Annotated in this window: 16 protein-coding genes; 7 read left to right on the top strand and 9 right to left on the bottom strand. The window is 36.2% G+C overall.

Annotated elements, in window-relative coordinates:
• Positions 1-56: 56 nt before the first annotated feature.
• On the bottom strand, positions 57-755 hold the full coding sequence (locus ACXAGJ_RS07865; RefSeq protein WP_474838677.1) for an NUDIX hydrolase: 699 nt from the start codon (positions 753-755) through the stop codon (positions 57-59).
• Positions 756-826: 71 nt separating this feature from the next.
• Between ACXAGJ_RS07865 and galK the strand changes: the two genes are divergently transcribed.
• Together galK and ACXAGJ_RS07875 are read left to right on the top strand one after the other, a co-directional pair.
• Positions 827-1,984, top strand: a complete 1,158-nt coding sequence (gene galK, locus ACXAGJ_RS07870; protein ID WP_474838679.1) for a galactokinase — start codon at positions 827-829, stop codon at positions 1,982-1,984.
• Positions 1,977-3,017, top strand: coding sequence for a UDP-glucose--hexose-1-phosphate uridylyltransferase (locus ACXAGJ_RS07875; RefSeq protein ID WP_474839004.1), 1,041 nt, complete (start codon positions 1,977-1,979; stop codon positions 3,015-3,017). Before galK ends, ACXAGJ_RS07875 begins: the two co-directional genes overlap by 8 nt.
• Positions 3,018-3,125: 108 nt before the next feature.
• On the opposite strand, the gene ACXAGJ_RS07880 is transcribed toward ACXAGJ_RS07875, so the two are convergent.
• The 6 genes from ACXAGJ_RS07880 to ACXAGJ_RS07905 all read right to left on the bottom strand — a co-directional run bounded on the left by ACXAGJ_RS07880 (position 3,126) and on the right by ACXAGJ_RS07905 (position 11,532).
• Positions 3,126-4,100 (bottom strand): type I phosphomannose isomerase catalytic subunit, encoded by a 975-nt coding sequence (locus ACXAGJ_RS07880; RefSeq protein ID WP_474838681.1) that lies wholly within the window; start codon positions 4,098-4,100, stop codon positions 3,126-3,128.
• Positions 4,097-5,227 carry a glycerate kinase gene (locus tag ACXAGJ_RS07885; protein WP_474838683.1) on the bottom strand — a complete coding sequence of 377 codons (1,131 nt, stop codon included), beginning with the start codon at positions 5,225-5,227 and terminating at the stop codon, positions 4,097-4,099. Before ACXAGJ_RS07885 ends, ACXAGJ_RS07880 begins: the two co-directional genes overlap by 4 nt.
• Before the next feature lie 10 nt (positions 5,228-5,237).
• On the bottom strand, positions 5,238-6,845 hold the full coding sequence (locus ACXAGJ_RS07890; RefSeq protein ID WP_474838685.1) for a sodium:solute symporter family protein: 1,608 nt from the start codon (positions 6,843-6,845) through the stop codon (positions 5,238-5,240).
• A 4-nt stretch (positions 6,846-6,849) separates the two neighbouring features.
• On the bottom strand, positions 6,850-7,482 hold the full coding sequence (locus ACXAGJ_RS07895) for a GNAT family N-acetyltransferase (protein ID WP_474838687.1): 633 nt from the start codon (positions 7,480-7,482) through the stop codon (positions 6,850-6,852).
• Positions 7,479-8,783: an MGH1-like glycoside hydrolase domain-containing protein gene (locus tag ACXAGJ_RS07900; RefSeq protein WP_474838689.1), complete on the bottom strand. Its 1,305-nt coding sequence runs from the start codon at positions 8,781-8,783 to the stop codon at positions 7,479-7,481. Before ACXAGJ_RS07900 ends, ACXAGJ_RS07895 begins: the two co-directional genes overlap by 4 nt.
• A gap of 85 nt (positions 8,784-8,868) precedes the next feature.
• Positions 8,869-11,532 carry a TonB-dependent receptor domain-containing protein gene (locus ACXAGJ_RS07905; RefSeq protein WP_474838691.1) on the bottom strand — a complete coding sequence of 888 codons (2,664 nt, stop codon included), beginning with the start codon at positions 11,530-11,532 and terminating at the stop codon, positions 8,869-8,871.
• A 131-nt stretch (positions 11,533-11,663) separates the two neighbouring features.
• On the opposite strand from ACXAGJ_RS07905, the gene ACXAGJ_RS07910 reads away from it, so the two are divergent.
• Positions 11,664-12,695: a LacI family DNA-binding transcriptional regulator gene (locus ACXAGJ_RS07910; RefSeq protein ID WP_474838693.1), complete on the top strand. Its 1,032-nt coding sequence runs from the start codon at positions 11,664-11,666 to the stop codon at positions 12,693-12,695.
• Between the two features lie 58 nt (positions 12,696-12,753).
• Here ACXAGJ_RS07910 and ACXAGJ_RS07915 read toward each other — a convergent pair whose 3' ends face one another.
• Positions 12,754-13,284, bottom strand: a complete 531-nt coding sequence (locus ACXAGJ_RS07915) for a hypothetical protein (protein ID WP_474838695.1) — start codon at positions 13,282-13,284, stop codon at positions 12,754-12,756.
• A gap of 286 nt (positions 13,285-13,570) precedes the next feature.
• On the opposite strand from ACXAGJ_RS07915, the gene ACXAGJ_RS07920 reads away from it, so the two are divergent.
• The 3 genes from ACXAGJ_RS07920 (at position 13,571) to ACXAGJ_RS07930 (ending at position 21,443) form a co-directional block, all read left to right on the top strand.
• Positions 13,571-14,056, top strand: coding sequence for an asparaginase domain-containing protein (locus tag ACXAGJ_RS07920; RefSeq protein WP_474838697.1), 486 nt, complete (start codon positions 13,571-13,573; stop codon positions 14,054-14,056).
• A gap of 237 nt (positions 14,057-14,293) precedes the next feature.
• Positions 14,294-17,236 carry a helix-turn-helix and ligand-binding sensor domain-containing protein gene (locus ACXAGJ_RS07925; RefSeq protein ID WP_474838699.1) on the top strand — a complete coding sequence of 981 codons (2,943 nt, stop codon included), beginning with the start codon at positions 14,294-14,296 and terminating at the stop codon, positions 17,234-17,236.
• A gap of 184 nt (positions 17,237-17,420) precedes the next feature.
• Positions 17,421-21,443, top strand: coding sequence for a glycosyl hydrolase (locus ACXAGJ_RS07930; protein ID WP_474838701.1), 4,023 nt, complete (start codon positions 17,421-17,423; stop codon positions 21,441-21,443).
• Positions 21,444-21,514: 71 nt separating this feature from the next.
• Here the strand turns inward: ACXAGJ_RS07930 and ACXAGJ_RS07935 are convergent, their stop codons facing one another.
• A complete protein-coding gene (locus ACXAGJ_RS07935; protein WP_474838703.1) occupies positions 21,515-22,942 on the bottom strand; it encodes a hypothetical protein in 1,428 nt (475 codons plus the stop codon).
• 213 nt (positions 22,943-23,155) lie between these two features.
• Here ACXAGJ_RS07935 and ACXAGJ_RS07940 point away from each other — a divergent pair, with 213 nt between their 5' ends.
• Positions 23,156-24,190: a hypothetical protein gene (locus ACXAGJ_RS07940; protein WP_474838705.1), complete on the top strand. Its 1,035-nt coding sequence runs from the start codon at positions 23,156-23,158 to the stop codon at positions 24,188-24,190.
• The last annotated feature ends 40 nt before the right edge of the window (positions 24,191-24,230 follow it).

The raw sequence follows: 24,230 nt of genomic DNA on the forward strand, positions 1-24,230 counted from the left end.
AATGAATAACAGATTATAAAAAGAAAATCAATACCAACTAAAATCCATCTAACGGATCACTTAATTAAAAAATCTTGGTCATGGTGCTTGTCGTAATCGAATTCATATAAATAAGCACCTTTCTTGGAAGAAGATTTGTCTTTCATATCTGTCTTTTTTAAAAAATTTAGAGAAAGTAATTTTTTCCTAAAATTTCTAGTATCTATCTTCTTTTGAAAAATTTGCTCGTACAGTGTTTGTATTTGTGGAATGGTAAAGTATTTAGGAAGTAATTCAAAACCAATAGGAGTTCTTTGTGCCTTATCTCTTAACTTCTCTAGAGCATCTTGTACCATGGTATCATGATCCAAAACTAATTTTGGTAAAGTATCGATAGAAAACCAATAAGCCCCATGCTTATTTACTAATTCTTCATTTTCTTTATCTATCCGAATTAAAGCATACTGGGCTATACTAATACACCTCGCACCGGGATCTCTGTTTACATCTGTATATGCTCTTAGCTCTTCCATAAAGATATTTTCTAAACCAGTAAGATCCTTAAGAATTCTTAATACCGCTTGATTTGCATTCTCATTAGGCCTCACAAAACTACCGATTAGAGACCATAACCCTTTTAAGGGTTCTATTTCCCTCTTAAAAACAAGAAGTTTCAAAGTCTGATTATCAAACCCAAAAATAATACAATCAACGGCTACAAGTATTTTCTCCTTATTCTCGTACCACCTATTTTGTTGGTCTTTGGCAAACTTCATAAAATATTCTTTAAAATTTAATAAATGTAATAAATACATTTATTATTTTTGTTATCAAATACAAACTGATTATGAGCAAAGAAAGGAATTTTATACCTGACATCATAGTAGGTTCACCTGGCAGAATAAATTTTATCGGAGGGCACACTGATTATAATAATGGATTTGTACTTCCCGCAGCTATCGATAAAGAAATTAAGTTTGAATTCAGTAAAAATGACACCGAACATATTTGTAATATATACAGTAAAAACTATGGAAAATCTTTGGTAGTTGACCTTAGAGCAATAAAGCCAAGTAAAGAAAACTGGGAGAATTATGTTTTAGGGGTTTTACATCAATTATTGAAAAGATCAAATCGTGTTAAAGGGTTTGATTGTATTATCACCAGCGAACTCCCTATCGGTTCAGGACTTAGCTCGTCTGCAGCACTCGAGTGTGGATTCGTCTTTGGAATAAATGAATTATTCGGGCTTAACATCTCTAAATTAGAAATCGCAAAATTAAGTAGAGATGCAGAACATGAATATGTAGGCACCAAATGTGGTATAATGGATCAATATGCTTCGGTTTTTGGGGAAAAAGACAAAGTTCTTTTTCTAGATTGTAAATCCTTGGATTACGAACTCATCCCTATGAATTTAAGCGATTACAAAGTATTAATCCTTAATACTAATGTCGAGCATAATCTATCTACTAGTAATTACAATCAAAGAAGGGAGCAATGCGAACAGGGCGTTCGTATCATCAAAGAAAAATACCCCAGAGTAAATTCTTTAAGAGATGTAGATCTTGATATATTAGAAAACGTAAAAGAGAACTTCCCCGAAGTTATTTATCAAAGATGCTTGTACATCGTACAAGAGAATGAACGAGTACAAAATGCCGCAAAATTCTTAACAAAAAACGATTTAAAAAACTTCGGAAAACTTCTATACGAATGTCAAGAAGGGTTAAGATATCAATATGAAATAAGCTGTGAAGAGCTAGATTTTCTAGTGGACTTTTCGAAAGAAAAAGACTATGTACTGGGATCTCGTATGATGGGAGGTGGATTTGGAGGATGCACCGTAAACCTAATTCAATCAGAACATGTAGATCAATATGTCAATGAAATAAGTAAAGCCTACAACTATAGGTTTAATATCACATTAGATGCTTTTTTGGTCGCTCCAAGTCAAGGTACTCACCAAAAACCTATCCATAAAAAAAAGGAATATGATGCATAAAATTTTGAACGATAATTCGCATAGACGATATAATATTTTGACAGGAGAATGGATATTGGTCTCACCACATAGAACCAAAAGGCCTTGGCAAGGCAAACAAGAACAAATAAAAATTGCCAAATCAAAATCTTATGACGAAAACTGTTATCTATGCCCTGGTAACACAAGAGCCAATGGAAGTATAAATCCGCAGTATACCAAACCTTTCTCATTTGTAAATGACTATTCTGCCTTGTTATCCTCTGTTCCGGAAGAACACTATAACGAAGGGCTTCTTCGTGCAAAATCCGAAAAAGGCATATGCAAAGTAGTATGTTTTTCTCCTGATCATTCACTCACTCTTCCTGTAATGCCTATAGATGATATAATGGAAGTAATAAATTTATGGATAAAAGAGTATAAGGAACTGGGAAGCATATCTTATATTAATCATATACAAATCTTTGAGAATAAAGGAGATATCATGGGGTGTAGTAACCCCCATCCACATGGTCAAATTTGGGCGCAGGAATCTATTCCTGTAGAGATTGTCAAAAAAACCAAAAATCAACTCGAGTATTGGCAGAAAAATGGTGTAGGACTTCTTTCTGATTATTTAGAACAGGAGTTAAGTCACAAAGAACGAATTATTGCAGAAAATAAATCTTTTGTTGCTCTTGTACCCTATTGGGCTATTTGGCCTTATGAAACAATGATATTGCCAAAACGAAAAATTGGAAGCATCGATAAGCTTACCACAAAAGAGATCAATTTCTTTGCGGCTATGATAAAAGATGTCACTACAAGGTATGATAATTTATTTCAAACGAGTTTTCCTTACTCTGCTGGGATACATCAGGCACCCACCGATGGTAACCATCATGACGAATGGCATTTTCATATGTCTTTTTATCCCCCATTGTTACGATCAGCTACTGTAAAAAAATTCATGGTAGGGTACGAAATGTTTGCAGATCCACAAAGAGATATAACAGCAGAACAAGCTGCTGATACTTTAAGAAATATAACTTCTAAGCATTACTCGATTACATAGATCATATTTTCAAGAGCTTTATTGGGATCATACAGTTTGACGCTCTTTACTAAATTCCTTCTAGTAATCAAGGCCTAAATTTTCTATCCATAAAATTCACGAAACATGCTATAACATCATCACCTCAAGTAATTTGGCATTAGTTCCTTCAAAATTGACCATATCTACCATTGCAGGAACCAGAATAGTTTCTCCTTTATGGAGTATATAATTTTGACCTTTGTAATTCATTTCTATATTTCCCTCTACACAGATGTATATTACAAAAGAATCCACATCCTTTAGATTACGCAGCATATGTTCTTCAATATCAATCAAATTCGTTTTAAAATATGGAGAATATACCAATTTATTAGTTGTATTCTTTGTATTGGTATACCTCGTTTTATAGGTGTCATGATACGTAAAGTCTATGGCATCCATGGCTAAATCTGTATGTAATTCTCTTTTTTGGCCCGTAGTCTTATCTACTCTATTATAATCATAAATGCGATAAGTGATGTCTGAAGTTTGCTGAATCTCTGCCAATAGTACACCTGCCCCTATAGCATGCACCCGGCCTGTTGGGATGTAGAAGGTATCTCCTTGATTCACTTTTTCTATATTTAATATCTCCTCCAGAGTATTCGCTTCAAGATGTTTCTTGTAATCTTTTTGAGTCATCTCTCGATTAAAACCAACTACCAATTCTGCATTTTCCTCAGCCTGCATGATATACCACATTTCATTTTTTCCAAATGAGTTATGACGTTCCTTTGCTAACTTATTGCTAGGGTGCACTTGAATCGATAGTGGCATTTTGGCATCTATAAATTTGATCAATAACGGAAAATCTAACCCAAAGGTTTGGTAAACATGATGTCCTACCAATGCTTCTTTAAAATGAGCAATGAGTTCTTTTAATGTTTTTCCTTGTAATTCACCATTACTTACTCGTGTTTCTTTGTTTTTGACATCTGAAATTTCCCAGGATTCTCCTATGGATTCCTGGTCATAATTTTTAAGCAGTATGGATTTTAGTTTATTTCCACCCCAAAGTCGATAGCTATAAAAAGGTTCAAATTTTAAAGGGTACAACTTCATGGCTTTATAAAATTTTGAGCAAACCTTTTGGCCATTTCTTCTACATATTTACCAGCATTGCTCATAGCATCTTCTACGTCTACTGCGTAGTTCATAACTGCATCGGCATACCAAATATTCAAATCTTTGATCACCTCATCTTCTAGCTCAATTGCACCACAAAATACAGCAACTTTTGCATCATGATCTCTCACAACATCGGTAACTCCCTGAATGGTTTTACCCGACAGTGTTTGATCGTCTAACTTTCCTTCTCCCGAAATCATCCAATCTGCACCTTGGATCTTTTCTTCAAATCTGGCTAATGTTTTTATCAACTCAATACCTGGTTCTAAACTACCATTTAAAAAAACTTTGGACGCAATCCCCATGCCGCCAGCAGCTCCTGCTCCTTTTATAGTTTGCGGATCTACATCAAAAACTTCGTGTAGCACCACCGAAAAATCCTGTAAACCCTGATCCAACATTTTGATATCCTCTACTGTTGCTCCCTTTTGAGCAGCATACGTATAGGCTGCTCCATTTTTTCCATATAATGGATTGGTAACATCGCATGCAATTTGGAATTGTACATCTCCTAATTTGGAATTCACTTGATTGGTATTGATGGAGGTTATTTTGGATAAATTAGCTCCAATGGGTTTGACCAGCTCATGATCTTTATCCAAAAATTGATATCCCAAAACGGTAGCCATCCCAATACCACAATCATTTGTAGCGCTTCCTCCTATCCCCAAAATAATTTTGGAAACTCCTCTGTTTATGGCGTCCAAAATCATTTCACCAGTACCATAGGTAGTGGCATTCTTGCAATCACCTTCATACTCATTTAATAACTTCATCCCTGATGCCTCTGCCATCTCGATAAATGCCGTCCGGGTAGATTCTGAATATAGGTAAGAAGCTTTTACTGGTTTGAAAAAAGGATTGTTTACTTCAACGGTAACCATTTCTCCTTTTAAGTAATAATTGACAACCTCTATAGTACCATCCCCTCCATCAGCCAACGGCAATTGTATAATATCGATATCGGATCGTACCTGTTTAACCCCCTTCTCTACAGCTTGGCAAAACTCTAAAGCTGTTAGAGAATTTTTAAATTTATCTGGAGCCAAAATTATTTTCATAGTAACTACTTTAACTTAACATCTTACTTATTGAAATTGCCAAAATACATATCACAACAAAGTACCCCACAAGGATGACCACTTCACGCTTCCCTTGTTTATAGAATACTACTTTTAGCCCTTCTTTGGGTTCTCCTTGTATGATCAAACTAAAAGTATATCCTACGATCATAGTCACTAAGCACCCTATGGCATTCCACCAAAACCAAAACACTTCGGGCACACATAACCATAAATACATATTGAAAACCACCCCAGTAACTATACCAATGTTTGCACCAAGAGCATTTGTTTTCTTGGTTAGGATAGCCAATATAAATGCGGCCAAAATTGGTCCGTAAAATATAGAACTGATCTTATTGATCACCTCTATCACTGTACCTTCTATATTTCCTGCAAAAAATGCAAAAAACAAACAGACCAATCCCCAGAATACCGAAAGCAATCTTGAATACGTTACATATTTTTTGTCGGACATGTCAGGTTTGAATCTCTTGATAAAATCCTCTAGGGTCACTGCCGATAGGGAGTTTACTGTAGAACTTAAGGAAGACATAGCTGCAGACATGATAGCTACTATCAAGATTCCTATGATTCCGTTAGGAAGATATTTTATAATAAACACTGGCACCATTAAATCTGCTTTTTTACCTTCCAGACTACCGATGTTCTCTTGATATACCACATCCATCAACTCCTGAAAGCCCAAGTCTTGAAACAACAGCGTCCCAAGGACCAACCCCATAATACAATACGTTAGGGTTACCGGAAAACGAAGCAATCCATTAGCAAGCAATAATCTTTTTATAGTAGGCATACCTTTGGCGGATAATAGTCGTTGAGATTGGGTTTGATCGGTTCCGTAGTATGAAGCATATAAAAAGACTCCTCCTATCACCATGGGCCAAAACCCAAACTCATCATTTTTGTCAGCATTATTAAATCCCCATTTTGAAAAATCAACCGCCGTTAGTCGGTCCTTATCAACATGGGTTAAGAAATTTTCGAATCCTCCTAACTCACTTATACCATAAACCAGGCAAACCACTATTCCGAAGAAAAGAATACACATTTGCACGACATCACCCCAAATCACGGCTTTCATCCCTCCTTGAAATGAGTATATCATGGTAATGATACCTATGAGTAGTATGGAAATCCAAAAATCAATTCCGATAGTAGCCTGTAAAATGAGTGCCATGGTATACACCATCACTCCTGTGGCGACAGATCGACTGATTTGAAACACAAAACTGATAAGTAGTCTTGAGGACGCATCAAAACGCTTTTCCAGAAATTCATAAACACTGACAATGCCCGAACTATATAGTGAAGGGATAATAGCAATCAACAAAAACGCCATCGCCAGCGGAACTCCAAACTCGTAGGTTAGCCATTGTAACCCTCCTCCATCTTTTAGTCCTACAAAAGCGGGTGCCGATATAAAACTAATTGCAGACAATTGTGTCGCCATGGTAGACAAACTAAGAGGAAACCATCCCATGGATTGTCCTCCTAAAAAATAGTCCTTAGAATTCTTATTTTCCTTAAAAAAATATCCTATCCCAAGGAATCCCAGTAAATAAACTACAATGATTATGTAATCTATATAATTCATAATGTTATACTTTTCTATTTAACTTCTGAAGCAATTCGGGTTTCACAAAAGTTGTCCATTCATCTTTCAAAATACTGAATAATATAATATCAGTTCTTCCATCCCCGTCTACTGAAGGGATAAAATTGCGCAAAACTCCTTCTTTTGTGCCACCAATGCTCTTCATTGCGGCTATACTCACTTTGTTTTCTGCATGAACACCAAACCCAACACGTTCTATTTGTAACTGTTCGAAAATAAATTCTAGAACTAAGTATTTACAATGTTTATTGACACCAGTCCCTCTAAAATTCCTCCCATACCAGGTATGTCCCATTTTAATTACGTTTAACTGTTGGGAATAGTTATACAATCTGGTGGTTCCTGCATATTGTTTTTTAACTTTGTCATAAACCACAAAGGGATACTCTTTTGCTATCTTTCTATTTTCTAAAGCCTGAGAAACGTAGGCTTCTAATTGTTCGGTATCCCTACCTTTTTCCAGTAAATAGGCCCAAATATCTGGATCGTCGGATTGTTCTGAAAGTTGCTCTATGTGCTCTAAATGTAAAGGTGACACTCTTACCACTTCATTTTCGAGAACGTAATCCTTTGAAAAATCCAACATCTTCGCATCTTTAGTATTCACTACATTCATGAACTTATCAAATCGATAAGCAAGGCCGCGCTCCAGGAAAAATCATTACCTCCATACCCTGCTTTTCCTTTTTCATGAATTTCTTTCCTCGAATCAAAATATTCATAAAACCCATTTTTCTCTATAATTTCTATAGTATCCTTTTTAATGCGCTCGGCAATATCATTATATCCATATTCGGATACCCCATAATAAAGCATCCAGTTTAAATTCACCCACACAGGTCCCCGCCAGTACTTTTTTGGATTAAACCGATCACTGGTAGGATCAAAAGAGGCACATAAATATTGATGAGCTCCTCCAAATTTATTGAGCATTACCTGGATCATGGACTCAGCTCTTTCCTTATTGGGAATACCTGCAAACAATGGTGAAAACGAAGACGAAGATAAATACCTGAGTGGCTTTTCATTTCTAAGATCATAATGAACATAAGCACCTACTTCTTCATCAAACAATTTAGCATTAAATGAAGTTATTGCTTTATTTTGCCAATTCTGTAATTGTAAAACCTTATCAGAGTGACCTCCAATTAATTCATACAACTTGATCAAACTTCTATTGGATTTGATAAGTATCGCATTAAATAGAGGGTCCTGGACCAAAAAAGGAGATAACTCTGCGATCTTTGCATCGTTATAATTATGCTCTTTTGCGATTTCTATGATATGTAAATAGTGATCATATTCTCTTTTTGAAGGTCTTTCTGAGGCATCTACATGGGTAGTATCCCTTCTTTCAAAGGTGTATTCTGGTGGATTCATAGTCTTCCAAACATCATCCCACATGGGAGAATTATCGGTTCCAGATTCCCAATTATGATAAATATACACCAACCCCTCATCTTTAGGATCCCGGTTCTGGTAAAAATACTGGTGATTGAAGTACACCTTGTCGATAACCGTTTTGATAAAATCTAGTGTAGCTTTTTTATCGGTACCAATTCTATACAATTCTTCTAATACAAATCCGGTAACCGGGGGTTGAGTCATCCCCGTAGACCGATACTTTTGTGAAGCTTGTGGGTGTAAACTCGAGTGGTGAAAATCCGCTCCCGGAAAATACGAGTCCGTTTCCGTATGAAAAATAATATGAGGAATAAACCCATTCCCCCATTGCGCATCTAATAAGGTTACTATTTCTTTTTCAGCTTTGGGCATGTCAAAATGTGCCAGACCAATTGCAATCAATCCCGAATCCCAGAACCATTGAAAAGGATATAAATTGGCGCAAGGTATGCTAAAGTTATCTTTCCAGTTCTTGTTCAAAACTTCGATTGCTTTTTTCTCTAATGATGTCATAACAATTCTTAATCGATTAATAAAAGTGCATCACTTGCAGTAAAATGCAAGTGATGTCTTAACTCAAACAAATTCATCAAATGGTTTAAAAATTATAAGTGGCGGTGAGGAAAAATCTACGTGGTAGAATAGGTCTCCCGAAGAAAAACTCTCCATCAGCAGATTGACCTGCGATCCCGGCTCTAGGGTTACCTTCAGTAAGTCCATCACTATCAAACAAATTAAATACAGAAAATCCTAATCGTATAGCGTTGGTATTTTGTGTTTTGAAAGTATATCCACCACCAATTCTCACAATAGAAATCGCATCCAACTCCACATTATTAGAATCATCGGTAAACTTAGCTCCTGTATGATTCAAAGTAAAGTTTGCATCAATCTTTGAATCATCATAAGTGGCTCCAAGACTACCTAAAAAGTTAGGCTGTCGTCCTATTTCATTTCCTTCGTTAATGGTAGACGTCGTATTATTTACCAAGTCTGTAGTTTCATTTTTGGTGATCTCATGGTCTTGATAGGTAACTGTAGCATTGATATTAAGTGCATCCGTCAAACGGTATTGTCCAGTAGCTTCTAATCCAAAAGTTCTGGTAGTTTGCTCACTTCTAGCCTGATCTACCAATTGTCCTCCAGATATAGCCTGATCAATTCGGATACGATCACTAAGGTTCACAAAATAACCTGCTACCGACCCAGAAAAAGCAGCAGTTCCAAACTTGGCTCCAAGCTCACCCTGGATAATCGTTTCGGCCTCATAATTGGTTTCTCTAATACCTGGTGTTGGAGCAAAACCTCTTTGCTGTGGGAAGAAAAATCCTCTAGAAAAGTTTGCGTATAGGTTGGTTGACTCTGTCAACTCATACAAACCTGCCAAAGAAACCGCCCATGCGGTATCATCGATCTCTCCAGTTGTAAAAGTTCCATCCGAAAAACTTACATTTTGCAATTCTGCAGTCAATTCCGGATTGTCATATACTTGTGATTCTTCTAATCCTCCTCTTCTGAAAGTTCCTTCGGTATTTTCGATTCGGATTCCAACGTCAAAACGCCATCTATCAAATACCATTTCATCAGTGAAGTAGAATGCTGTTCTACTTTGGGTTAAGAAATTATTAGCAGTCATCCCAATTCGATTATATAAACCTCCTTCAGAATAAATGACATTTCCACCACCTGCATCTGTATAACTTAAATTTACCAATCGGGGATTGTTATTAAATTCAGAAAGCACTCTATACTGGAAATTTACATCTTCGGCTTCTGTTCTTGCCAAATACGTTCCTAAGGTAAAGGTATGATTACCATCTCCTGATTTCAATATTAAGTTCGCTTCTCCAGAATAATCGGTCATTGGACGTAAACGATCTACATGTAAATTCTCTACTACCAGATCGGTACCGTTTATCTGAGCTCCGGTTCCCCCTTGATACGTTGCGTTAAAACCAGTGTTTCCAGGAGCTATTTCAGAAACATAATTTGCTAAGGTAATTGGGTTTCCAAAATCTCCATTTCCTCCTACATACAATGCAAAATTGTGTTGATAATTGGCATATTTTGCTTTGGCTTTAAATTTTAAATTATCTGTCAGATTATAGTTAAAATCTGCCAAAAGATATCCACCTCTGGTAAAAACACCATCGTCTATAGGACTTTCATACACCCCTCCAGGAGTTAAGAAAGACGTATTGGCCAATTCACCAGACAAAAGCTGTTCAACCTCATCTCCATCATTACCATTAATACGTTTTCTAGAACCACCCTGGAGCGGCAAAGGAAGGAAGAATTGTACTCTATCATTAATAAATTGACCATGTACTGTAAAAGATCCATTGTCGAATTTCTTTTTGATATTTGCTCTAAATTGTACACCTCTCGTATCTAACCCTGTTTCGATGGGGCCATTATCTTTTCTTACAAAACCGGTAAATGCATAATAGGTATTCGAATTTTCACCTCCTAATTTACCTCCACTATAAAAGTCAGTTTTTAACCTTCCTCTATTTCCATATTCTACATTAATTACGGTTTCATCATTGGTATCTCCCGTTTTACTGGTATAGTTGATAATCCCAGCAACAGACCCTGCACCGTATAATACAGCGGCACCACCTCGTACAAATTCTACGCCTTTAAATCCTATGTCAGGTCTTGCATAAACATCGTGAGCCGAAGAATTAAGCCCAAAAGTACTGGTTAACGGCATTCCATCATATTGCAAGGGATTGAATACATATTGCCCTCCAGAAGGCAATCCTCTTACGAATAAGTTGGTAGCTGTTTCTCCACCTCCACCTTCTGCGGTAATACCGGGAACGTCTCTTAAAATATCCGCCTGACTATTGGCAGAAAGTTTAGTGATTTCGTTGATTCCTTTAGAACTAATAGATAAAGGCGCTTGTTTTTGTGATCTAAAAGTAGATGAAGCCGTGAGAAGCACTTCATCTAATGTATTTCCTTCTTGTAAAGTGATTTGAAGTGTTATGGGGGGTCCATTAAGTTCGATAGACTCCGTATGGGTTTTAAATCCTAAAAAAGAAACTTGTATTTGCTTAGGTCCTGTTAGATTTGATGAAAAACTGAATTTTCCATCAAAATCCGAAACGGTACCTGAGTTACTATCCAAAATAGTAATGTTAGCTCCTAATAGGGGTAAACCTGTGTTGTCTGTAACAGTTCCTGAAATTTCTGTTTGCGAGAACGCTATTAATGTGCAAAATACACATAACAATACAGTGATAGCTTTTTTCATTATTAATAAGTTTTTGTGAAGTATTTCTCAAATTTATTATTATAACCTCATCAAAACTGCTAAAAAATTATCATTTTTGTATGCAAACGTTTTCGCAAACGTTTACAATTTGTTTTTTATAAAATTTTGATATGAAAAAAGAGATTACCACCATGAAAATGTTAGCTCAAGCCTTGAATCTCTCTATTTCTACGGTTTCCAGAGCATTAAATGATCATCCCGATATTAGTGAGGATACCAAAACCAAAGTGAAACAATTAGCGCAATCCAAAAACTATATCCCCAATATTTTTGCCAAAGGATTCAGAAAACACAAATCCAATATTATCGGCGTAATTGTGCCTAATATTACGCATTACTTTACAGCCACCATTGTTCGAGGCATTCTGGAACAGGCTTCTATGCAGGGATACAGAGTAATCATATCAGAATCGAATAATGATGTAAAAAAACAAAACGAAATGTTTCATACCATGATACAATTTGGTGTAGACGGAATATTGGCATCTTTGACTAAAATGACTAGAGATATTGGCAATATTCTCCCCATTATTGATACACTTCCTTTGATTTTGTTTGATAAGGTATCTGATAAGATTCCTTGTACGCAGATCACTATAAATGATGAAGAAGCTGCCTTCAATGCGATTGAACATCTTATTAATATCGGCAAAAAAAGAATTGCTATTATCAAGGAACGGGAGTTCTCCTATACTTCAGAAAAGAGATTTGCCGGATATCTAAGAGCTTTGAAAGAGCATCAAATAGAAATTGATGAAAAAATTATAATTAGTGTTGATGACATTTCCCTGCAACAAGGAAAAAGAATGGCTAATATCTTATTGAGTCTCAAAGAAAGACCTGATGCTATTTTTGCAATCACTGATAGCGCTGCGATTGGTGTTATTCAAACCTTAAATAAGTTCAATATCAAAATCCCTGAGGATATTGCTGTGGTGGGATTTAGTAATTCTAAACACGCTAAGATTATAGAACCTAATCTCACCACCGTAAATCAACCTGGCAACACCATTGGAAAAACAGCAACAAAATACCTTATCCAAGAAATCGAAAATGAAGATGATACCGATCTTATGGTCAAAAAAACAATTGAAATCAAAACTGAATTGATTGTTAGGGAATCAACTTTTAGTGTTTCTTGAAATCATTCATCAATATGTAAGCATTAGAATTAGAGACACCATGCTCCTCCAAGCTATCCTAATTACGACGTAATAGTTTTTCAACCAAACCCTTTTCTATAGTGATCTTCCTGTTTACGTCAGCGATCGAATCCTTTATAGCCGATAGCTCTCTCCATTGAGCCGTATTTGGTCTCGAAATATTCGCACGCATAGCATCTACCTGACTTTGTAAATATTTGATTTTGGTTTCCTGAAGTTTAATAGAATTAGAAGTCTCTGCCCTAGCCTTAAAAATCTCGATCATATCCTGCACCCAATCATTATCTGTCTCTGGATACGATTTTTCCAGAACTGCTAAACCCAACAAAACATCATTCGGGTCTTTTTTTGTTTTTAGTAAATCCAAAACAATCTTTGCTCTTTCTCTATTAATACTTTCTTGAGAACTTTTTCTGTTAAGTACTGATTCTGGTCTCTGAACAATGATAAAAAGTAAAACAGAACCAACGACCATAACGATCCACTTTAAAACCCCGATTCTTCGAGTAAACGCAGTATTCTTAATCTCTTCTTTTAATTTTTTAATAGTAAGTTCTTCTACTGTCATGATTTGAACAATTAAATTAATTCAGGTTGCATAATTTCATTCATTAGTATTATAAAAAATAACCCAACCCAAATCGAATTTGATCTAGGTTGGGGTAAAAAATCACCTATAAAATTACAAATTCTCAATTACAATAACCTATTGATTTTCAGATAAATTCATATTAATCTTAAAACTACAGATCATCAAATAGGTAGCATACAGTAGTTGATCCTCTTTCTACTTTTTATATAAAAATGATATTAATTTAAAAACGTTATTTAACTTTAGCCAACAATCACAAACTATGATTCATATCATTTCGACGGGCGGTACCATTGAAGGATTAGAATACGATGATCCCAATAAAAAAGGCGTATCAAATAGTATTTCTATCCAAGATTTACTCCAAATTTCCGGAAACGAAGAAAAATATTGTCTAGACAAAATATTAGATAAAGATAGTCGCTTTATCAATCAAGAGGATCGTATTACAATTGCAAATACTATTACATCTTCGACTCATTCAAAAATCCTATTGACACATGGCACAATAACCATGGTTGAAACTGCAAAATATCTAGGTTCTCTTGAACTTGATAAAACGATTATTCTTACCGGTGCTTTCATTTTAGGTACTCAACCCAATACCGATGCTCCTGATAATCTAAAATTCGCTATAGCATCTTTTGAAAATCTAAACTCAGGCGTATATGTAGCTATGAACAATACTGTATTGCCTTGGTATAATGTAAAAAAGAATGTTTCTAAAAATAGATTCGAACCTTTGTAGCTAAAATTTACTCAAACGTTTTCGTGGTTTTCAAAAACTCTTCAACAGACACTCAACATTATATTTATCAAACACTTACAGCCCATTACAGTGCTATTCTGACGTTCTACCTTTGTCTTAGTACTTCCGGATCCACACAATATTTAGTAATTTGACACGATTTTAACAATTACAACAACAAATTCAAGGTTTGTAAGCCTTAAATATTGGATCCCCTTAACGAACTATCGTAAATCTATGTCGTCGTTATTAGTTATTAAAAAAACAAAATTAGCTGTTATTCTGGCCGGTTGTTTGATATCCTTTCCTACTTATTTGCATTCGCAAACAAATTGGAAAAAAATCACACAAATAAAGAATTATGCTAGTGATCGAATAGGTAAGGTAGCCCCAAAAACCTACGACATTACGCAAACGGAAAAAGGATTACTATACTTTGCCAATGAGTATGGATTGCTGGCTTTTGATGGTACCGATTGGAATATTTTATTACAACCCAATAACCGATCTCATATAAGTTCATTATTATCTCTGGGGCCAAGGACATATATCGGAGGAAATAACGAAATAGGTTTTGCTCAAAAAAACAAGTTTGAACAAACTTACTATCAATCCCTAAATAACCTTCTCCCTAGTGATTGTGTCGATTTTAGTCAAATCTGGGGTATTTATGAAATCCGCAATCATATTTATTTTTGTACTAATACCGTCTTTCTAAAACTTGATGTAACAGAAAATTCGATTACATGCATAACTAACCCTTCGGGTGCACGAAGTGCTATCAAAATCAATAATACGCTATATTTCGTAGATCATTCAAACACCATCCAAAAACTAGAAAATGATCAAATACAACAGGTGTTTGCTAATACTGAATTCGCATCTTACAACGTCAAACAAATCCTTCCGTATGCAGATCAATCTCTTTTGATACTTACCCAAAAAGATGGAGGATTTATTCTGAAAAACAACACGCTTTTCCCTTGGTTTCAAAATGACAACCCGATGTCTTTAAAAAATATCAATATCTCTAAAGCGATATTACTTGATAATGACATTTACTGTATTGGAACTACAAATAGTGGTGTTTTGTTCTACAATAAACAAGGAAGGTTTTTACAAAAACTGGATCGTACCAATAAATTACTTAGTAACACTATTATTGATCTCTATGTGGATCAATCAAAAAATTTATGGATTACTCTCGATGGAAGTATAAGTTATGTAGAATTGAGATCTCCGTTTTATACCTTATCAGAGGATGAAGGAATATTTGGGAGCACTTATGATGTAAAAAAATATAATGACAATTTGTATGTAGCGACATCTGACGGGGTATATTTTACGAATTGGGATTCTTCGGACCTTCGTAAAAAGTTCAAAAAACTGATTGGAATAGAAGGCCAGGTATGGAACTTAACACAAAACGATAATGATTTACTCATAGGTGCTCATAATGGGTCCTATCAAATTCATGATTCTCAAATTCATCTTATCAATAGCGTAGAAGGCGGGTGGAATTTCATTACTATTCCAGAACAACCTAATATTCTTTTACAAGGAACCTATACAGGCTTATATGTTTACGAAAAAGTGAACGAATTATGGAAAGTAAGAAACCGCATAGATGGATTTGAGGATACAGCGCGCGAGATTTCTTTTGAAAACAAAAATACGATCTGGATATCTCAGGGGTACAAAGGAATCTATAGGTTGCAAATTTCTGAGGATTATAGAAGCGTAGAAAACATTAAATTATATGATCAAAACGACGGACTACCCAGTAACCTTTTTAATTGCCTTTTGGAAACAGGGTCAAAACAGCTCTTCGGCACACAACTCGGTGTTTATGAACATGATAAAAGTTCAGATTCGATAGTTCTTAACAGCAAATACACCGGCATTTTGACGAATCATCAATTAGTGCGGTATTTAAAAAGAGTATCGCGAAACAAAGATCTTTTTATACAAGGGTATGACAGGGATGATGACATTGGGATAGTAGAATTTGGTCCTACAGGAAACTATGATATCCAACGTGTGCCCTTCCAGAGATTAAAAACTAAGCTAATCCCAGCCTTTGAAAAAGTGATAGCTTTTGAAAATGGAGATCTAGGATTTACGTCAAAAAACGGTTTGATCGTATATAACAAAGACGTTCAGGTCAATTACGATGCTACGTTTACTACATTGCTAAAACATGTAAAAATCAAAGACTCCATCGTATATGGCAATGTAGAAGATTATGTAAAACAAATACAACAAGACACCATTGTAAAACCCATTCCTTTTACTAAGAATCAATTGAGTTTTTCATTTACAGCTCCTTTTTATGAAGATCCCTACTCAGTAGAATACCAAATGTACCTAGAAGGATTGGATGAAAATTGGTCTGACTGGACTTCAAAATCCCAGAAAGAGTATAACTTTTTACCTTCTGGTGATTATACGTTTAAAGTGAGGGCCAGAAATATCTATGGAAAAATTGGTGAAGAAACACTTTATAAATTTACCATTAGCCCGCCTTGGTATCTTTCAACCTCCATGTATTTGGTGTATCTATCTCTACTCATTTTAGGGATCTATTCGATACTAAGAATTAAAAACGAGCAAAAAAGAAGAGGAATTGAAAAATTAAAAATTGCTCACCAGAAAGAGATTGAACTACAAAAAGTCAAATTCGAAGAAAAAAGACTAAAGGAAAAGAATGACAAAATCAAAAAAGATAATAAACTCCTCAAAGAAAATCTTGAGGTTAGAAACAAGGAGTTAGCCTCTTCCGCAATGCAAATGGTACAGGTCGAAAATGAATTATCGCAATTGAAAAAAAATCTAGAGGAGATTTATGTAGTTTCTGAAGGAGAGAACAGAAAAAAGCTTCGTAAAATCATCAAATCTGTTGAAGATCAAATCAAAGGAGATAATAACTGGAAGCATTTCGAAACTCATTTCAACCAAATTCATGACAATTCTTTGGATCGATTAAGAGAAACTTACCCTGATCTTAATCATCGAGAAATCAGACTATGCGCCTACCTGAAACTTAATTTATCTAGCAAGGAGATTGCACCTTTGATGGGCATTTCTTATCGAGGAATAGAATCTTTACGTTTTAGAATAAGGAAAAAAATGAACCTGGATACCACCACGAATCTTACCGATTACATCATTCGATTCTAGATAAAACACACCATATAAAGCGCTTAGCACCTCTCAGATTCTATTTGCGTGGTAAAACTGTAGTCCTTTTGTACTGTTCTCGTAGTACAGTTTACTATTTTACAAAATACACCCAATAATTTTGATCAAACGTCAATAAAACTATTAAAATTTTGTATTGGCTTTAACCATAAACACAATAATTATGCTCACTTTTAACACAAATCGAATACTACTACTGCTTTTAATATGCATAGGGTATACCTCATCGTTTTCGCAAAATACCATCCCAGGGAAATTCGCTCCTACGGATGGGAAAACAATGTTGATTATCGGACAGGATTTAGGTGCTGTTGCTGGATATGTAAACTCAGGACAATTCCCCACGCCAGCTGGGGTTACCATGTATACAGATCTGTATACCATGGCGGGTCTCAATGATATTACCAACTACGGCGCTGGTGATATTGGTCTTCAGAAAGCCATGAGTCGATATCCAAATTCGGGGCTTTCCATAGGATTTTGGATGCGTGAAGAAGCCGACGGCCAGGGTGAAGATCATCCGAATGGATTAACTGAGCTCGTAAACGGACTTCACAATGATGAACTAAACAAGTTCGCAGACTTTGCCAAAAGAAATAGTCCTAGACCTATATACCTTAGAATAGGTTACGAATTTGACGGCCCTTGGAATAACTATGACCAAAATCGATACAAGGCGGGTTATCGTTACATTGTTGATTATCTAAATGGTCAGGGAGTAACCAACGTAGCTTATGTTTGGCAATCTGCAACCTGGGGAGAAAATGCACCAAACATTATCGATGGATATTATCCTGGTGATGATTATGTAGATTATGTAGGACTTTCGTTTTTCTTCTTTGCGCAGGACTTTAATGCTGCAAACCTGGAATATGCCTTAGAATTTGCAAGAAACAAGAACAAACCTATGATGGTAGCCGAAGCTTCTGCGCAATACTACGAATTTGATCAAGGTACTTATCATTTTAATGGAGTAACAAATTTGGGAAGTCAAGCCATATGGGATCAATTCTTTAGAGATCAACTTATTCCATTTATCGACAACAACAACGACGTTATCCGAATTCTGGCTTGGATCAATGCGGATTGGCAATCACAACCTCTTTGGGCCGACTCTGGTGTACATTGGGGAGATACCAGAATCGAAACTGACCCATTGATCACTACAAATTGGAACAATTATATCAATAACGGTAATTTTCTTCATGGAGGGCCAAATCTACTGAATGATTTAGGCATTACGAATACGCCCCCACCTCCACCAAACCCAAGCTGTAATGATGGAATTCAAAACGGAGACGAAACGGGTATAGACTGTGGAGGAAGCTGTACTCCTTGTGATACCGGTGGAGGAGAAACTACCACAAAGATCGAAGCAGAAACAGCTAGTCTTTCTGGACAAGCTCAATTCTATAACGATGGCCCTGCTAGTGGCGGACAAGGAGTTGCTTTTCTTGACCAAAATGGAAACGGATTCACTATTAACAATGCTCCAAAAGCGCAGGAAGTAGAAGTTATTTATGCATCACAAAACACAGGAGGTATTTCTGTATTGGTTAATGGACAAGATGTTGGAACACTCAACTTCACTTCTAATGGAGCCTGGGTTGGTTCCTACACCACTACTTCTATAACTGTTGACGTTCCTACGGGTGCTTCTTTTCAAATTATCAATCAAGGAGGAGGAGATCAGGCACTAAATGTAGATTATCTTAATTTTATAGATAATGATGGAGGGAATACCAATGAACCTTGTACAGGAAATGATGTTCCTAATGCCACTGTGAGTTCAACCAACGAAAGTACTCAAGGAGCCAATGATGGTAGTATCACTTTTAGTTTTGGTGATACAGCTAATAGAACGAATATAGAATTTAGTATTGATGGCGGTGCTACCTATCCGTACAATGTGCCAGATAACATTGGATCTACTACCATCTCTAACCTTGCTCCTGGAAATTACAGCACTTATATAAGATGGGGCAATGACGAATGTGCAAGAAGCCTGCAACAAATAACTATTAATGCAGGTACTCCTAGTGGCACGGGTTGCAGTGATTGCGTTAATTTTAATGAAACCGGAACTTCATCATTTAGCAATCAGGATAATGCCGCCAACATCAATATACAAGATAGTGGGTTAACCGCCGTTCTTTCAGATAATACCTGGAGAAGAACTAATACCCGATACAACATCACAGCAAATACAATCATAGAATTTGAATTTCAAAGTACATCTCAAGGAGAAATTCACGGTATCGGATTTGATAGCGATGAGCAATTGAGTGCTACACAAATTTTTCAATTGTATGGGACCCAAAACTGGGGAAATAGAGATTTTGACTACAACCAAACTGGATATCAATCTTTTAGTATCAAAGTAGGTGATTATTATACAGGAAATAATATGTATCTGGTTTTGGTTAATGATAAAGATCAAAATCCAACAGGTAATACTAGCTTTTTCAGAAATGTTAGGATTTTTGAAGATACCCCAGGTAACGAACCTTGTACCGGAAATGATATTCCCAATGCCACAGTGAGTTCTACCAACGAAACCACACAAGGAGCCAATGATGGCAGCATTACCTTTAGTTTTAATGATGCTCCAAATCGAAGCAACATCGAATTTAGCATTGATGGCGGTGCTACGTATCCATACAATGTAGCGGACAACAGCGGATCTACAACCGTGTCTAATCTCTCACCAGGAAACTACAGTACTTTTGTAAGATGGGGTAATGATGAATGTGCAAGGAGTTTAAATAACGTAACCATTGCTGCTGGAACCAGTAATCCCCCAGGAAACACCACGGGAAGTTACTTAGAACCTAGCACAGGAGAGAAAATGATCTTTATTGGACAAGATTTATTATCTGTATCAGATTACATTAGCGATTGCGGTAACTGCCCTACTCCAACAGGTATTGCAACTTATGTAAATCTTGCCAACGTTTTACTTCAAGGAAATAATGGAGCACTGGGCTGGACTCAAAATGATCAACCACTAGGAATAGATATCGATTGGGGAGGAGGACCTTTGAACGCACATAGTGCAGCGATAGGTTTCCCTAATTCAGCTATCCAAATAGGGCTTTATCTCGTAGGAGAAACCAATAATATTGCCGGAGGTGGAAGAGATGCAGAAATTAGACAACTTGCCGATTTCTTTAAATCTCTAAACAGCACTGCTTTTTACCTGCGTATTGGATACGAGTTTGATGGAAATTGGAATGGTTATGATGGCCCAAGCTACATCAATGCGTATAGAAGAATTGTAGACATTTTGAGGCAACAAGGAGTTACCAATGTGGCTTATGTGTGGCAATCCAGCACTTCTCCTATTGATGATATCCTTGATGGAGGAAGAGAAAATCTACTCAACTATTATCCTGGAGACGACTATGTAGATTGGTTTGGAATGTCTTGGTTTTTAAGACCAAACGAAACGGCAACTGTAAACAATAACACGCCTTCGACTCAGCTATTCTTAGGTAATGAATTGATAAGTTTGGCTAGAGAAAGAGGAAAAGCGGTAATGATCGCAGAAGCTGCAGATCAAGGATACGATAACCAGCAACTTACCAATTCTAACATAAGTACAGTTTGGGATGGAGCTGCGGCTCAAGGTACGGTTAGCAAATCAGGTTCTCAAATCTGGAATGAATGGTTTGTACCTTATTTCAATTTTATTAATGATAATGAGGATGTAATCAAAGCGATTACTTATATCAATGCAGATTGGGACTCTCAAGGATTATGGGATGCACCATACGAGCAAGGGTACTGGGGAGATACCAGAATACAAGTTAACCCAACATTAGAAAACAATTGGGTAAATCAAGTTACGCAATCGGGATGGATCCACGGGAGTAGCAATTTAAATAGTATTTTAGGATTGAACACTCAAAGAAATGCCATCAATTCTGGGAATAATCTAGTAGAAGATAATCTTAAGGTATACCCTAATCCAAGTAGTGGCATCATATATATCAATGGTAATGAGTTAATCCAGGTACAAGTTTCTGACCTTAATGGAAGAGAGATTAAAACAATCTCTATCGAGCCTGGCAAAGCAACTCAATCATTTCAATTGGATTTACAAGGTGTAGAACAAGGAATGTATTTGATCACAACTTGGGACATCAATAAAACGGTAAATCACAAAAGAATTGTAATTAAATAATCCCCTAGAGTACGTAATATTTTTGAAGAGTCTGGAATTAGTTTTTCAGACTCTTTTTTTATTTCTCTAAATTAAGCTTGATTTTGATTTTGAATTTTCTCTTTTAGATAAGGCGCTAACTTTCCGTAGATAGGAATAAAAACTTTTTCTTTAATGTTTTCGGCATCCTGAGAATAATATATCTTATTAACTTCATACCTATCTTTTCCTAATAACTGATGCATATGTAGCATTTTGAAATCGATCACCTCTTTGATGTTTTCGCCTAGATGGCCACACCCAAAAATTCCAGGTGTATTGGGAGTTTCTTTTAACAATGATGTGACATTATGATCGTCGATAGACAAGTCATACAAGATCTGTAACAAGACCTGCTCATACAAATCTCCTGCGCCAAGGCTCCAATCTGTTTTTGGGTCCTCCTCCTTGGCCAACGTACCTAAAGAAAAAGCCTCCTTTGTATCAATCCCTAAGACCGAAAATAGCTCATCAAGAGTACCTTTCTTTCCTCCTTTTTCCAGAATCAAGGTTTTTAAGTATTCTTTCTCTTTGTCACTAAGAATATTTCCTACCATATGTTCATATCCTAATAAAAGTATCGCTTCTCTCATTTGATGGTATTGTGTATGCAGTTTCATACGTTTAAAAACACCTCTAGCTGTAGCTGTACCCATAGCCATATTAGAAACCAATAATTCTGCACCAAAAGCATGATTAGCAATACGACGAATACCTCCGGATTTTAATTTTTGATCAGACCATTCTAAGAACTCAAAACGATCAGAATAGGCATTTCCTTCCTTTATTTCATTCATTCGTAATGCATGTCTGTATGACAAAGCTTCTCCATTAAGTCCAGCAGCCTCATTATCCCCAAATACTCCCGGCCAATCCATATTTGTACCCCAAACGGGCCTTGGTTGATCTCCATGACATCGTATACAAGATTGAGGATTTACATGCAACTTTGGTTGATCTCCTGTAAAATCAAATTGCGAAAACTCCCAGGTACCATTTTCTTCATTTAGCTCTGCACAATCCAAAAGATCATATTTGGGATCATCTGCTTTGGTGCTAATATTCATTAGAAAGGTTCCATCCGATCCAAAAAGAACAATTCTAGGGAATTTCAAAGAGGATTGCCCCTCTCCTTTTGTATGCTCGACTAAGGAGAAATTGTTGCGGTAATGTACGGGCAATCGATTCAACAAATCCGTAATCGTGGTTATATTATTTTCTTTAATAAATGAAAGTACTCCAACCATAGTCATTTCGGGAAATTCTTCTGAGGATGCCTGGTGTACTTCTTTTAGCTGTACAATAACATCATTCACTGTTTTTGGACAAAGAAGTTTTCCCTGTTGCTGTCCTCCGCTACTGACTAAACCAACATCCTCTATTTGAACATAGGAAGTTCTTTTCTGATTAGAATTGGTATCACAACTTATCAAACTTATTAAGCAAATCGGCAAAAATATCGCTCTGAAGACTAATTTCATTTCTTCTACTTTTTTAGCAAAAAAACAGCTTTTTATACAAAAAAAAGATGCGGTTTTTACGTTTATAGCATAATGCGTGGTAAAAGCGTAGTAACAGAGCACTATTAAAGTATGATCGACTAGTATTTAAAGATTTGTTTTATCGAAATTAGCTCAACTATAAAAAACTTAATTTTTTAACACAAACTTTATCTATAAATTAAATAAGTAATTATGAAACGTATATTAAGCTTACTCATTTTTTCAATGCTTTTTTTAGGTGCATTTGTTGCATGCGAGAATGAAGGATTTGATATAAATGGTTCGGTCTCAAAAGTTATTGATGCCGAAGGAAAAGCAAGTTGTCCGGGATCACATCCTTACGAAGCTTGTGGAGCCTGTTGGACCGACGCTGCGCAAGCACAATCTGGTGGTTGTACTGATACTTCTGGGGGGAATACCGGAGGCAGCGGTAATGACGGAGGCAATAATCAAAATAATGATTGTCCATCGTCTCATCCTTTTTCTGCTTGTGGACAATGTTGGACCGACGCTAACCAAGCACAAGCAGGAGGATGCAACGATTCTGGAGATAATAACGGAGACGGAGATAACAACGGTGGTGGAGACAATACCGGAGGAGGAACTCCATGTGGAAGCTTCAATTACAACCCAAACAACACTGCTTGTGTTACCACTGTAGCCAATGGAAGTGGGTGTATGAATAGCGATGGGTTATTTGTAAGCGTAAGAGGAGTAGTAAGTAATCCTTGTAATACAAAAGAAGCTGTATTGGATATCGAAAGAAACCTGGGAATTGATATTGATGATCAGTTTATAGAAATGAGCGGTTACCAAGGAAATGTTCCTTCAATCAACCCTACAATGACCAAAAGTGATTTCTTAATCTACATGAAAGAGCTATTGAAAGGAATCAACATCAATGGTAAAACCGGGGATCAATTTGCGACAGAATTCACCAACTTGTTGGATACTAACAATGATGGTATCTTAACCAGAAATGAAGCTAGTCAAGCCAAAGGTTCTGATCCAAGACAAGTACTTAATCTAGAGCCAATTTTCACAATTAATGGTGGTCTTGCAACAGATGATGTATTAGCTTATGTTGGGTTGTATTTAGGAGATGGTGCATTGGATAAATATGCGGGAGATCTACCTCAGTTAGTACAGGACAATATGGCAAGTTTTACAAGAACTTGGCAGCCTGGGGTGAATGCCGCATCAAAAAGATATGACACGAGAAAGTAAGGGATAGTTCCCTAAATAAAGTAATAAATTCTGAATATTT

This window comes from Aquimarina sp. AWH4_224 (assembly GCF_056160245.1).

Excerpts from the sequence above, each read along its gene's own strand:
- ACXAGJ_RS07865 (WP_474838677.1), bottom strand. The coding sequence starts at position 755 with ATGAAGTTTGCCAAAGACCAACAAAATAGGTGGTACGAGAATAAGGAG.
- galK (WP_474838679.1), top strand. The coding sequence starts at position 827 with ATGAGCAAAGAAAGGAATTTTATACCTGACATCATAGTAGGTTCACCT.
- ACXAGJ_RS07875 (WP_474839004.1), top strand. The coding sequence starts at position 1,977 with ATGCATAAAATTTTGAACGATAATTCGCATAGACGATATAATATTTTG.
- ACXAGJ_RS07880 (WP_474838681.1), bottom strand. The coding sequence starts at position 4,100 with ATGAAGTTGTACCCTTTAAAATTTGAACCTTTTTATAGCTATCGACTT.
- ACXAGJ_RS07885 (WP_474838683.1), bottom strand. The coding sequence starts at position 5,227 with ATGAAAATAATTTTGGCTCCAGATAAATTTAAAAATTCTCTAACAGCT.
- ACXAGJ_RS07890 (WP_474838685.1), bottom strand. The coding sequence starts at position 6,845 with ATGAATTATATAGATTACATAATCATTGTAGTTTATTTACTGGGATTC.
- ACXAGJ_RS07895 (WP_474838687.1), bottom strand. The coding sequence starts at position 7,482 with ATGAATGTAGTGAATACTAAAGATGCGAAGATGTTGGATTTTTCAAAG.
- ACXAGJ_RS07900 (WP_474838689.1), bottom strand. The coding sequence starts at position 8,783 with ATGACATCATTAGAGAAAAAAGCAATCGAAGTTTTGAACAAGAACTGG.
- ACXAGJ_RS07905 (WP_474838691.1), bottom strand. The coding sequence starts at position 11,532 with ATGAAAAAAGCTATCACTGTATTGTTATGTGTATTTTGCACATTAATA.
- ACXAGJ_RS07910 (WP_474838693.1), top strand. The coding sequence starts at position 11,664 with ATGAAAAAAGAGATTACCACCATGAAAATGTTAGCTCAAGCCTTGAAT.
- ACXAGJ_RS07915 (WP_474838695.1), bottom strand. The coding sequence starts at position 13,284 with ATGACAGTAGAAGAACTTACTATTAAAAAATTAAAAGAAGAGATTAAG.
- ACXAGJ_RS07920 (WP_474838697.1), top strand. The coding sequence starts at position 13,571 with ATGATTCATATCATTTCGACGGGCGGTACCATTGAAGGATTAGAATAC.
- ACXAGJ_RS07925 (WP_474838699.1), top strand. The coding sequence starts at position 14,294 with ATGTCGTCGTTATTAGTTATTAAAAAAACAAAATTAGCTGTTATTCTG.
- ACXAGJ_RS07930 (WP_474838701.1), top strand. The coding sequence starts at position 17,421 with ATGCTCACTTTTAACACAAATCGAATACTACTACTGCTTTTAATATGC.
- ACXAGJ_RS07935 (WP_474838703.1), bottom strand. The coding sequence starts at position 22,942 with ATGAAATTAGTCTTCAGAGCGATATTTTTGCCGATTTGCTTAATAAGT.
- ACXAGJ_RS07940 (WP_474838705.1), top strand. The coding sequence starts at position 23,156 with ATGAAACGTATATTAAGCTTACTCATTTTTTCAATGCTTTTTTTAGGT.